The following is a 12,082-nucleotide window of genomic DNA, read 5'->3' on the forward strand; positions in this document are numbered from 1 at the left end:
TCCGACCCGTTGCGGGTGCCCATGGACGGGGGGGCGTCAGGCACGGCCCGGCAGGGAGCAGGGACGCTCGGCCCGCTATCGGCACAACTCGACGGTGATGTACGGGGAGAGTGCGCGGAGGAAGTCGAGCGCATCGAAGATCTTTCCTGCAGAGGCGACGCCGACCGCGTTGATCCGTCCCGTGAGGATGCGGTCGAGCGCTTCCACCACGAGGGGCGCGGTCACGGCGTAGATGTCCCGGCCCCGAGCCACGGCGCGCCGCTCGGCGTCGCCGGACCGCAGGACGACGTCGACGAGGAAGGTCTGAGCGGACCGCCCGCGCTCGTCGACCGCGGCCGGCGTCGGCGTGTCCGGGGCCGCGATGTCCCCGGCCGCCTCGACCGTCATGTAGGTGCGCACGTCAGGGATGGACAGGTGGCTGGGCAGGGTGACGACGTCGGCCATGGTGAACTCACCGATGACGGGCCGGGTCCCCATCGGGTCGGGGAAGGACCACTCCGTGGTCGGCGGCGCGTCGTGACGGTGCTCCAGCCGCCCGTTGGTGTGGACGACGCGTCGGCCGCCTCGCCTCTGCCGGGAAACCGCACCCGCCGCGCGCGTCCCGGCGGTGGGATGCCAATGGCTCAGCCCGTACGCGACGTGCGCCTCGTCGGCCACCGTCCAGTCACCCATCGCCGCGGTGGCGAGCAGGTCGCCGAAGCCGCCGAAGAAGGCCATCGCAGGGACGATCACCGCGCCCGCTTCCCGTGCCCGGTCGGCGAAGTGCGCGAAGGTGTCGGCGTTGGCCTCGATCTCGGCCGCCACGTCCAGATACGGGATCCCGGCCCGCAGTGCCGCCTCGATCACGGGCGCGGCCGTCGTGGCGAAGGGTCCGGCACAGTTGACCACCGCCGCCGTTCCGGCCAGCGCACGGTCCAGCGAGGCCGGATCGTCGACCGACGCCGGGCGGTGCTCCAGGTCGGTTCCGTGGGCCAGCGCCTTCAGTTTCTCGGCGTCGCGGCCCGAGAGGACCGGGAGGAACCCGCGCTCCCGCAGCTCCGCCACCACGAACCGCCCTGTGTGCCCGTACGCGCCGAACACCGCCACCGTCTGGCCCGATCCCATGAGTTCTCCCCCGCGCTGTGGTGATCCGCTGCGATCTGTTCCGCTGCGATCCGTCACGGACATCCTGGCGAAGGCCGGTCCGGCACCGCGACTGTCCGGAACGCCATGCCTCGTACACTTCCGGACATGAAAACTGTCGCGCTGGCCGTCACTGACGGCATGCTGCACTTCGAACTGGCCTTGGCGTGCGAAGTGTTCGGAGCCGACATGACCGGCATGGCAGACCCCTGGTACCGGCTCTCCGTCTGTGGATCGAGCGCCGTGCAGTTCGGCCGCTTCCGGCTGGAACCGGACCACGGACTCGACCACCTCCCGAGCGCCGACACCGTCATCGTCCCTGGCTGGGCCGACGTCGACCAGGACCCGCCGGCCGGACTGATCGACGCGGTGCGCGCGGCCCACGAGGCGGGCGCACGCTTGGTGTCCCTCTGCACGGGCGCCTTCGTGCTCGCCGCCGCCGGCCTGCTCGACGGCAAGCGAGCAACCACGCACTGGGCGCACACCCGGGAGCTGACCCAGCGGTACCCCGGGGTGACGGTGGACCCTGACGTCCTCTACGTGGACAACGGCACCGTGCTCACCTCCGCCGGCAAGGCCGCAGCCATGGACCTGTGCCTGCACCTCGTCCGCCTCGACCACGGTGCGTCCGTCGCCAACGCGCTCGCACGCAAACTCGTCGTGCCACCCCACCGGGACGGTGGGCAGGCCCAGTTCGTGACCACTCCCGTGCCCGCCCCGAGCAACCACCCGCTCGCCGAACTCTTCCCCTGGGTGATCGAGCGGCTGGACCGGCCGCTCACCGTGGAGGACCTGGCGCGCCGGGCCCGGATGAGCTCACGCCACTTGGGCCGCCACTTCAGGTCGGTGACCGGCACCACCCCGTTGCAATGGCTGCTCACCCAACGGATCCGCCACGCCCAGGAGTTGCTGGAGACAACCGACGACACCGTCGACACCATCGCGTTGGCCACCGGCATGGGCACGGCCGCAACGCTGCGCCGGCACTTCAACCGGACGGTCGGTGTCCCACCCGACGCCTACCGGCGCACCTTCCGCGCGCGGACCCGCCCCGCCTCGACCGACGACGGGCAACACCGCACACCGTAGGGCACGGGGAGGGTATGGCCGGAGCCTCCCGCGCCACGGCCCGGCCTCCCGGGGCGGACCGCAAGGCTTCGCGGGCGTTGTTGGCACGGTGATCCGGTCCATGCCAAGAACGCCGGCCGGTACCCGGCGCCCCATCGCGGTCACCGAAGGCTCCGCTGCGGTGTCGTCGCCGGAGGAGCCGACCCCCCGTGTGCCCGGGGCCCGTCCAGATCATGGTGTCGACCGGGGCGTCCGGGCAGAGCCGCTGACCGCAGCCCGACGTCCCGGGGATGCCCACGGGCGCGGCCCGGTCGGCGGCCGGGCCGGGGAACTGCCCGCGCTCGTGACCACCGCTCGTCCCGTTTCCGCGGTGTGGCCCCTCGCGGGCGTTGCCCCCCTGTTCCACGAGGTCTCCGAGGAGGCTCGACGGCGGCTGGGGCGTGGCCGGCATCCGCCCGCTGCTCGGCGGGCCGTCGCGTTCCGGTATCGATTTCTCCCGTGCCTCCGCGCGAGCGGGGGATTGGGTAGAAGATGAAGGAGTGGCTGGTAGAGACACCATCGGTCATGGCGACCGATCCGAGCGCCCCTCGGGCCGTGCCGCTCGACGACGCCTGCTCGGGGTTCCGCGCATGCGCACCGTCGCCAGCCAGGTGTTCGTACTGCAGGTTGCCGTCGTTTTGCTGCTGGTCATCGCGGCTGTTGCGGCGCTGGTACTGCAGTCCCGCAACGACTCGGAAGACGCGGCACGCGACCGGTCGGTAGCAGTCGCCGAAACGTTTGCGCAGTCACCGGGCATCCAGCAGGCCCTGAAGAGCCCGGACCCGACCAAGGTGCTCCAGCCGCTCACCGAGAGGGTGCGCAAGTCCGCCGACGTCGACTTCATCGTCGTGACGAACGACCACGCCACCCGTTACACCCATCCGCTCCCCGATCGCATCGGCAAGCAGTTCGTCGGCAACATCCAGCCCGCTCTGGAAGGCCGAGTGGTCGTCGAGTGGATCACCGGGACCATCGGGCCCCTGGTGCAGGCGATCGTCCCGGTCTTCGACACCGACGGCACCGTCATCGGGACCGTCACCTCCGGCGTCACCGTCGAGAACGTGAGCGGCACGGCGGAACAGCAGCTGCCCGTGGTGCTCGTCGCGGGCGGATCCGCCCTGGTCCTCGCCACCGGCGGCACGGCCCTCATCAGCAGGCGGTTGCGGCGGCAGACCCACGGCCTGGGCCCGACCGAGCTGTCCCGGATGTACGACCACCACGACGCCGTTCTGCACGCCGTGCGCGAAGGGGTGATCGTGGTCGACGGCAACCGTCGGCTGGTGCTCGCCAATGACGAGGCGCGCCGGCTGCTGGCGCTACCAGCGGACGCGGAGGGACAGCGGGTATCCGACCTCGACATCAACCCGAGCATGACCGAACTGCTGGTATCGGGGCGGACGGCCACCGACGAAGTGCACCCGGCCGGCGACCTGATGCTGGCCGTCAATCAGCGTTCGACGGGCCGGAACGGCTGGCCGCCCGGCAGTGTCGCGACCGTGCGCGACACCACCGAACTACAGGAACTCACCGGAAGGGCCGATGTCGCACACGCCCGTCTGAGACTGCTGTACGACGCCGGGCTGAAGATCGGCAGCAGCCTCGACGTGGTGCAGACCGCCAAGGAGCTGGCGGACTTCGCGGTCCCGCAGTTCGCCGACTTCGCGACGGTGGACCTGCTGGACCAGGTCCTGCGCGGCGAGGATCCGGTGTACGCAGGCGCGGGCACCTACCCGATGCGGCGCATCGCCCTCTCCGGCGTGCGGAACAACCCCCCGATCTACCCGCTGGACTCCTTGATCGACTTCGTACCCGCCACTCCGCAGGCCACGGGCTTCCTCAGCGGCCGGGCCATCCTCGAGGCCGACATGACCTCCTACGCCGGCTGGCAGGAGCAGGACCCGGCACGAGCCCGCAAGATGGTGCACTACGGGCTGCATTCCATGATCAGCGTCCCGCTCCAGGCCAGAGGGGACGTCCTCGGCGTGGTCACGTTCTGGAGGTCCGGGAAGCCCAAGCCGTTCGACGACGAGGACGTGTCCCTCGCCGAGGAGTTCGTCACCCGCGCCGCGCTGGCCGTCGACAACGCCAGGCGCTACACGCGTGAGCACACCATGGCCATCACGCTCCAGCGCAGTCTGCTGCCCAGCGCGCTCCCCGTGTACTCGGCCGTCGAGGCCGCCCACCGCTATCTCCCCGCCCACGCGGGCATGGGCGGGGTCGGCGGCGACTGGTTCGACGTCATCCAACTCTCGGGATGCCGGGTCGCCATGATCGTCGGCGACGTCGTGGGCCACGGCATGCACGCCGCGGCGACGATGGGGCGGCTGCGCACCGCGGTCCACAACTTCGCCGCCCTGGATCTTGCGCCGGATGAGCTTCTCTGGCATCTGGACGAGCTGGTCGCCCGGATCGACCACGAGGAGACCGGCTACAGCGAGCGACCGGCGATCACCGGTGCCACCTGCCTCTACATGATCTACGACCCCATCTCCCGACGATGCGTGATGGCGCGAGCCGGTCACCTCGAGCCCGCCCTCGTCCACCCTGACGGCAGCGTCGAGTTCCCCGAGCTGCCCGCGGCACCACCGCTCGGGCTGGGAGGGTTGCCCTTCGAGACCGCGGAACGGCTGCTGCCCGAGGGCAGCCGGCTCGTGCTGTTCACCGACGGCCTCATCGAGAACCGCGAACGGGACATCGACGAGGGGCTGAACATGCTGCGCGACGCGTTGGCCGCCGCCCCACCAACGCCGGAGGGCACCTGCGGCGTCGTACTGGACGCGCTGCTCCCCGCCCGTCCGAGCGACGACATCGCCCTGCTCGTCGCCCGCACCAAGGCACTGGACGCGGAGCAGGTCGCCGACTGGGACGTGCCGGGCGAACCGTCCGCCGTCTCCGCGACGCGCGATGCCGTCGCGGAGAAACTGGGTGCCTGGGGGCTGGACGACATGGCCTTCACCACCGAGCTGATCCTCAGTGAGCTCATCACCAACGCCATCCGGTACACCACCGGGCCCATCCGGGTGCGGCTCATCCGGGACGTCTCGTTGATCTGCGAGGTGGCCGACTCCAGCAGCACCTCACCGCACCTGCGCCATGCGGCGACCATGGACGAGGGAGGCCGCGGGCTGTTCCTGATGGCCCAGTTCGCCGATCGCTGGGGAACCCGCTACACGACAGAAGGCAAGGTCATCTGGGCCGAACAGGCGCTGCCCGACGAAGAGTGACGCTCGCTGAGTCGTGCCGGCGGTAACCGGCTGCGCCGGCACGAAATCGTGACCCTCAAGTTTCCCTCAGATTCGCGAGGTTCTACGCCTCGCGTCAGTACCTTGTCGGACATCACCGCAGCCGGACAGGGAGTCCGCTTCCCTGACCAAGCGAGTGTGCTGTGCACATGAGGCTGCATCAACGACTCAAAGGGAGAAGCCGGGCCGGCACCGCACGGCCACAGCAGCCCTCGACATGAGGCAGTGCAATCACTGTTCTCGGGAGCCCAGCGCTAGTAACCGGTGCCGCGAGCACTGATGACGCGGTCCCGGGTGGACGTTCTCGTCTAGGAAGTCGGCCGAAGGGGTGTACGTCATGCGGTATCGCAAATCAGTCGCTGTGGGGATCCTTTGCATCTTGTCAGCATCAGTCGCTGCGTGCGGCAACGACGATGCCACGGGCGACCGGAAGTCCGGGCTGCCCGCATACCCGGTCACTCCGGATGTGGCAATCGACTCTCCCGTGTTCAAACGCGCCCAGAGATCCGGCAAGCTTGTCATCGGCTCCAAGAGCGACCAACCCTTCCTTGCCTCCGTGGACACAGATGGCAATCGATCCGGCTTCGACATCGAGATCGCCAAAATGGTGGCCGCCGATCTTGGCTTCTCTGCCGACGAGATCGAGTTCAAGACAGTCCGCTCCGACACCCGCGAACAGGCCATCGCCCGTGGCGACGTCGATCTCTACGTCGGCACGTACACCATGAACGCCGAGCGTAGGAAAAAAGTGGACTTTGCGGGTCCGTACCACATGGCAGGAGCAGACCTGCTCGTCCGCATGACCGAGATGAACATCGACGGCCCCCAAACCCTCAAGGGCATGAAAGTCTGCTCAGCCCGGGGGTCCACATCCCTGCAGGAAATCAAGAAGCCGAAATACGGGGCCATAGCCGTCGAACTCACCGGCTACCACGAATGCGTGCGGCAACTGCTCGACGAGAAGGTCGATGCGGTCACTACGGATGATGCCATCCTTATGGGTTTCGCCGCCCAGCAGCCTCTGAAACTTCGGGTCATGGGCGCACCGTTCACGGAGGAGCCCTACGGCATCGGCATGCTGAAGGGCGACCGTGCTCTCCGGGACGCGGTCAACGATGCGCTCGAAGTCCATCGCGACAACGGCGACATCAAGGAGGCTTTTCTCGCGACCCTGGGCCGATCAGGCTCCTCCTACGTCGAACCTCCGCCGCTTGAGCGCTACTGACCACCACGAGCGGGCACGACGATTCCATAGCGCCGCGACAACGATGGCATCACGAAATTCGAGCAGAATCCGAGCGGAATCCGAGGATCGCCAACCGCTTCATCGGCATCCGCCCGGCAGAGCCACGGAACTACCTACCGGTAGGGAAGAACGGAACTGGTGGTTGCCCAGTCGAAAAGCGTCCGCGATGCGGATGGCATCTTGACGCGGCCCGCGAAGTCGGAATGAATTCGACCCACTGCGTCATGCCGAACGACTGATAAACGCCAGGGAGCCGGGATGAAACTGCTGCTGGTCGAGGACGACCGCTCTGTTGCCACCGCAGTATCAGCGATCCTCACCCAGCACGGATTCGAGGTTGTCCACGCCCGTACCGGCGGAGCGGCCCTGCAAGCCCTGCTGTCGAACGGTGTCGACTCCTTCGACGTCATCCTGCTCGACGTCGGCTTGCCCGACCACGACGGCTACGAGGTGTGCGGCAAGATCCGAAGACGGACCGAAACCCCGGTCATCATGGTCACGGCGCGCTCCGACGTTCGATCCCGCATACACGGCCTCAACCGAGGGGCCGACGACTACGTCGTGAAGCCGTACAACACGGGGGAACTGATCGCACGCATCCACGCCGTCAGTCGGAGGAACGTCCCACCGAGTGGCGGCGAGGTGCGGCACGAGAGCGAGCTGCAGTTCGGCGGTGTGCGGATCGAACTGACCGCCCGCCGGGTGAGTGTGGCCGGCACAGCGGTGCACCTCACCCGCAAGGAGTTCGACCTCCTTGCGCTGCTGGCGCAGCGGCCCGGCATCGTCTTCCGCCGGGAACAGATCATCAGCGAGGTGTGGGAGAGCCGATGGGACGGTGCGGAGCGCACCCTGGAGGTACATGTGGCTTCCCTCCGCTCCAAGCTGCGGGCGTCCGCCCTCATCGAAGTGGTCCGCGGAGTCGGATACCGTCTCAGGGCCCCGTCCGCGTAGGAACCCACCGTCGCCCCCGCGGGTTCCCTTCCTCCTTGCTTGCGGGGATCGGCACCCCTGCCACGATGAAGATCGCGCCCGCCCCCTCGACCGGACGGGACTCGTCACCGCTCCTGCCCCAGCTCAAGAGCCCTCGTGTGGTGGGCTGTTGCCGAGCACCTCTGACAGGCCATCCCTCACCCTCGTGAAGAACGTCCCGACTGGACGGTGATCGTTCCGCCAGCGCCGGCGCGCTGATGTGCCGAGTCGTGTCGGACGGGATCCGTTCCACGGCCTCAGGAAGCCCCGTGAAGCGGCTCCGCGTCGATGTCCGCGACGCGGGCGCAACCCGCGAGGGCCATGGCCGTGGAGAGCTGCGTACGGTAGAGGTCCAGCAGTGCGGTCACGCCCGCGGCGCCGCCCAGCGTGCACCATGCGCTGGTTGCCCCAGACCAGGACGTGGTTCTCGGGAATGAGCACCGAGAGGCGGTGGTCCCGGAAGAAGGCTTCCGCCTGCTCCGCGAGGTGGAAGCCGAAGCTGCCGAGCGGCAGTTGTTCGGGGTCGACGACGCGTCGACCGGCGGACTTGCCGGTGGTCAGAGGTTGTAGCCGAACCGGAGGATCTCGTGGCCGCTGGCGATGACTTCGACGACCGGGCGGCGGATGCCCTCGGTGCCGACGCCACCGGTGTTGTGGCCAATCCATGAGGCCGCAATGCGCCCGGATGGTGAGATGAATCATGGAACCCCAGACACCGCCCTGCTCTCGACCATGCAAGTTCCCCTCCAGACAAGGGCGGAACGACGGTGCCCGCCCGCCTGTCCGGCCGGTCTGCCGTGGGGTCGGGCGCTTGGTTAGCATGCCCCGCATGACGAAGATCGATATCCGCCGCGCGGTACGGGAGGACATCCCGGCCATCGTGTCCATGCTCGCGGACGATGCTCTGGGGGCGACCCGCGAGTCGCCGGACGACCTGTCCCCCTATCAGTCAGCATATGAGCGACTGCAAAGCGACCCGAACCAGTTGCTCCTGGTCGCCGACCGCGACGGCGAGGTCGTCGGCACCCTCCAGCTCACGATCGTCCCGGGCCTGTCCCGCAAGGGATCGAGCCGCTCGATCATCGAAGGCGTACGGGTGCACGGCTCCGAGCGCGGCCATGGCCTCGGTGCCCGTCTCATCGAGTGGGCCGTCGATGAATCCCGCCGACGGGGATGCCAACTGGTGCAACTGACCTCGGACTTGACGCGCACCGACGCCCACCGATTCTACGAACGCCTCGGCTTCACCGGCTCGCACATGGGCTTCAAGCTGCAGCTCTGACCGCCTGGTGACGTCCCCCGAAGGATCGGCCCCGACCTCTTGCCTAGCCTTCCACGTCGCCCTCGTGGAGGTCCGATGACCGCGTGGAAGGCGACTTCGTGGGATGAAGTACCGGTCGGTTTGCTTCGTTGACGGGGTGAACCTTGGCCGGCCGTGGTGGTTGCCTTCACCTCCACACGCAACCACAGCCCGAGCCGTGTTTGCTGCCTGCGGAGACACCCGCCGGGTCGCTTCACGCGACCGGACCGGGCGGCCACGATGCGGCCAGTGCCCGGACGACGACGGACGCGACCCCATCGCAGTGATCTGTGCCCTGATCGCTGAACTGGATCCGCAGGCCGAACGGGAGACGGTCTCCGAGGCGGTCCGCCGATCGGCACCTCGTCCCTCCTACCAGCGGAAACTTGCCTGGGCCCTGGAATCCCACCCAACTCTGCTGACCGGCGACGGTCACCTCGCACCCCACCGCGCGATCCTCAAGCTGATCGGCCTGCTGCACGAGGCCGACGTCGCCGGGATCGTCCGGCCGTCCCGCCCCGGCTGCCACAGAGTCGTACACATCGACAAGCCCCTGGACGGAAAGCGGGTCTGCCGCATGTGCATCTCCCACTCCCGCATCGAGGAGTGCTCGGGATGCGGAGCCCGCCGAGAGCCCACCACCCGCGACGACCAAGGCCGGCCAGTGTGTCCGAACTGCCTGGTCAGCGACCCGGCGAACCTGGAGACCTGCATCAACTGCGGCCGACGATGGGTCGTGAACACTCGCACACCGGACGGCCCGCTCTGCCAAGGCTGCCCCTCCTTGCCCACCGCGACTTGCAGCATCTGCGACGCAGAGAAACCTTGCGGCACCTCCCGGACTACGGGTCGGCCATGGTGCCTGGACTGCCAGCGTCACTCCGCGCCGTGCTCGGCCTGCGGCGACATCGCGGCGGTCGTCTCCGGAACTCTCGACCAGCCCCTTTGCCTGGACTACACCGCGCCTGAGGTCTGGCACACCTGCCCCACCTGCAGCGAGCCCGATTACCCGCACCCCGGCAGTGCGCTCGTTGTCTCATCAATCGACGCCTCAACGAGCTCCTGGGCCCTCCGTCCGCTGCCCTCCATCCCGGTCTCGAAGCCCTGCGGAACGACATCGCCACCACCGAGCACCCACTCACCGCCAATCGGTGGCTGAACAAGCCGCTCGTGTCTCCGGTTCTGGCCGACCTCGCGGCCGGCAGACGAGCCCTGACTCACGAGGCCCTCGACGAGCTGCCCGACAGCCCGCCCCTCGCCCACTCCGCCAAGTCCTCGTCGGTGTCTGTGCCCTGTCCGAGCGGGACGAGTACACGGTCCGCCTCGAACGTTTCCTCACCGGCCTTCTCGCATCACAGCAAGACCCCGAACAGCGCAAAGTCTTGCACCAGTACGCGATCTGGCACCTGGTCCGTCGACTAGCCGACGCAGCAACGGCCGCCACCTCACTCCGCAGCAGTTCGCATCCGCGCGTCAACGCACCCATGCGGCCGTCGCCTTCCCTACCTGGCTTCAGGCTCACGACCTCGCCTTGGAGACGTGCCGACAGGCCGACCTCAATCATTGGCTCACCGACGACTCCGCGACCTACCGCCACACAGCAGGGCACTTCGTCCGCTGGGCGCGCGCCAACAAGGTCACCACCGTCCACGTCCCCGCTGTCCGCCGGCACGGCCCCAGCCGGCCACTCGATGACGAGCACCGGTGGAACGTCGCACGCCGGCTCCTGCACGACGACACCATCAAGCCCGAAGACCGCCCCGCAGGACTGCTGTTGCTCCTCTATGCCCAGTGGCCCGCAGCGATTTCTCGGCTCACCGTCGACCACATCGAGGAGACCGACGGAGCCGTCCACATCCGCCTCGGCGCCGTCCCCGTCGAACTTCGCGCACCCGTCGCTGAACTGGCCCTCCGACAAGTCACGGTCCGCCGCAGCCACGCCGTCCTCGCCCGCACAGACTCACCCTGGCTCTTCCCCGGAGGCCAGCCCGGCCGCCCGATCAGCGCTTGGGCCATGGGCGAACGGCTCCGCAATCTCGGCATCCGGCTCGCGGAAGCCCGCTCAGCCGCACTCTTCCAACTGGCCACCGAGCTAACCGCCGCGGTCCTTGCCCGCACCCTTGGCATCGACATCACCGTCGCCGTCAAATGGCAGCGAGCCGCCGCTGGAGACTAGGCCGCCACGCAGCCGAGATCAGCCGCCGAGCCACCCATCCCGGCGGCCAAGGACCAGCCCCGACATGGTCCTCGATGACCAGCGCAGGAGACAACACACTCCCTGGAGGGCACTGACGTGATGCAGCACCGCGTCGATCTTCCTACGATTCCTACCCCGAACGAAAGGTGCAACCCATGACCGACCATCTGTCTGCCGTCTTCGCGATGCTAGGGCCCGGAGGTCGACGCTTCGCCGACCCCGAGAGCTGGGCTCACGTTGAGGCAGAGATCGGCACAGAACTCCCGGGGGAGTACAAGGAGTTCATCGACGAGTACGCACCGCTCGTGGTCAACAGTCATCTCTACTTCAACCACCCGGCAACCACACGATGGAACCTCCTGGAAGGTATCCGACAGACCGAGCAAGCATTCCGAGACGCCGACTGGGACGGTCTTCCACACCCGGACACCGGTGCTGAGGGGGTCCTGATCCCCGCGCTGTCGACCGACTTTGGCTTCCACGTCTTCCTCAGCCGCAGCCCGCGGACACCTGGTTGGAGCATGGTGGTGCACGACCGGGACGAAGGCGGCTACTGGGAACACCCCGTGGGCTTCGCCGAGTGGCTGTACCGCCATCTCATCGGCGAGGAGGGCATCCATCCCAACGGGACGTACTTCTACCCCGGACCAGTCAAGCTCCTGCACTTGCCCATGAGCCCGGAGGACCGCCCAGTTCCCTGGCACGGCCCTGACCGCGGGATGTGACCTCGATCGAGGCATTCGGAGAGTTCCGATACCCGACTCCACCATCAGCGATCTACCCGGACGAGACCATCGATGCCCATCGCGCCTTCATCGCCCGCCGCAGGGCCACCCGACCCGGCGATGAGTATCGGACCCCCATCACCCATGCCCGGCAGGTGGGTGCCTTAAGCGTGC

Annotated in this window: 8 protein-coding genes; 7 read left to right on the plus strand and 1 reads right to left on the minus strand. The window is 68.2% G+C overall.

Annotated elements, in window-relative coordinates; genetic code table 11:
* Positions 1 to 75 precede the first annotated feature (75 nt).
* On the minus strand, positions 76 to 1,104 hold the full coding sequence (locus ACFXOM_RS27590) for a saccharopine dehydrogenase family protein (RefSeq protein ID WP_384948898.1): 1,029 nt from the start codon (positions 1,102 to 1,104) through the stop codon (positions 76 to 78).
* A 126-nt stretch (positions 1,105 to 1,230) separates the two neighbouring features.
* On the opposite strand from ACFXOM_RS27590, the gene ACFXOM_RS27595 reads away from it, so the two are divergent.
* From ACFXOM_RS27595 to ACFXOM_RS27625, 7 genes are all read left to right on the plus strand, one after another.
* Positions 1,231 to 2,211 (plus strand): helix-turn-helix domain-containing protein, encoded by a 981-nt coding sequence (locus ACFXOM_RS27595; protein WP_384938944.1) that lies wholly within the window; start codon positions 1,231 to 1,233, stop codon positions 2,209 to 2,211.
* A gap of 608 nt (positions 2,212 to 2,819) precedes the next feature.
* A complete protein-coding gene (locus tag ACFXOM_RS27600) occupies positions 2,820 to 5,453 on the plus strand; it encodes a SpoIIE family protein phosphatase (protein WP_385039746.1) in 2,634 nt (877 codons plus the stop codon).
* Between the two features lie 355 nt (positions 5,454 to 5,808).
* Positions 5,809 to 6,696, plus strand: coding sequence for a glutamate ABC transporter substrate-binding protein (locus tag ACFXOM_RS27605; protein ID WP_384938941.1), 888 nt, complete (start codon positions 5,809 to 5,811; stop codon positions 6,694 to 6,696).
* 279 nt (positions 6,697 to 6,975) lie between these two features.
* Entirely contained in the window at positions 6,976 to 7,668 is a 693-nt protein-coding gene (locus ACFXOM_RS27610; RefSeq protein WP_385039749.1) for a response regulator transcription factor, read from the plus strand.
* Positions 7,669 to 8,515: 847 nt separating this feature from the next.
* Positions 8,516 to 8,968: a GNAT family N-acetyltransferase gene (locus ACFXOM_RS27615; protein WP_384938937.1), complete on the plus strand. Its 453-nt coding sequence runs from the start codon at positions 8,516 to 8,518 to the stop codon at positions 8,966 to 8,968.
* Between the two features lie 1,549 nt (positions 8,969 to 10,517).
* Positions 10,518 to 11,162: a hypothetical protein gene (locus ACFXOM_RS27620; RefSeq protein WP_385039752.1), complete on the plus strand. Its 645-nt coding sequence runs from the start codon at positions 10,518 to 10,520 to the stop codon at positions 11,160 to 11,162.
* A 176-nt stretch (positions 11,163 to 11,338) separates the two neighbouring features.
* Positions 11,339 to 11,908 carry an SMI1/KNR4 family protein gene (locus ACFXOM_RS27625; RefSeq protein WP_384938933.1) on the plus strand — a complete coding sequence of 190 codons (570 nt, stop codon included), beginning with the start codon at positions 11,339 to 11,341 and terminating at the stop codon, positions 11,906 to 11,908.
* Positions 11,909 to 12,082: the final 174 nt, after the last annotated feature.

Source organism: Streptomyces sp. NPDC059169, from assembly GCF_042755225.1.
Classification (GTDB): domain Bacteria; phylum Actinomycetota; class Actinomycetes; order Streptomycetales; family Streptomycetaceae; genus Streptomyces.

Coding starts and splice junctions, on each gene's coding strand:
- ACFXOM_RS27590 (WP_384948898.1), bottom strand. CDS start 1,104: ATGGGATCGGGCCAGACGGTGGCGGTGTTCGGCGCGTACGGGCACACA.
- ACFXOM_RS27595 (WP_384938944.1), top strand. CDS start 1,231: ATGAAAACTGTCGCGCTGGCCGTCACTGACGGCATGCTGCACTTCGAA.
- ACFXOM_RS27600 (WP_385039746.1), top strand. CDS start 2,820: ATGCGCACCGTCGCCAGCCAGGTGTTCGTACTGCAGGTTGCCGTCGTT.
- ACFXOM_RS27605 (WP_384938941.1), top strand. CDS start 5,809: ATGCGGTATCGCAAATCAGTCGCTGTGGGGATCCTTTGCATCTTGTCA.
- ACFXOM_RS27610 (WP_385039749.1), top strand. CDS start 6,976: ATGAAACTGCTGCTGGTCGAGGACGACCGCTCTGTTGCCACCGCAGTA.
- ACFXOM_RS27615 (WP_384938937.1), top strand. CDS start 8,516: ATGACGAAGATCGATATCCGCCGCGCGGTACGGGAGGACATCCCGGCC.
- ACFXOM_RS27625 (WP_384938933.1), top strand. CDS start 11,339: ATGACCGACCATCTGTCTGCCGTCTTCGCGATGCTAGGGCCCGGAGGT.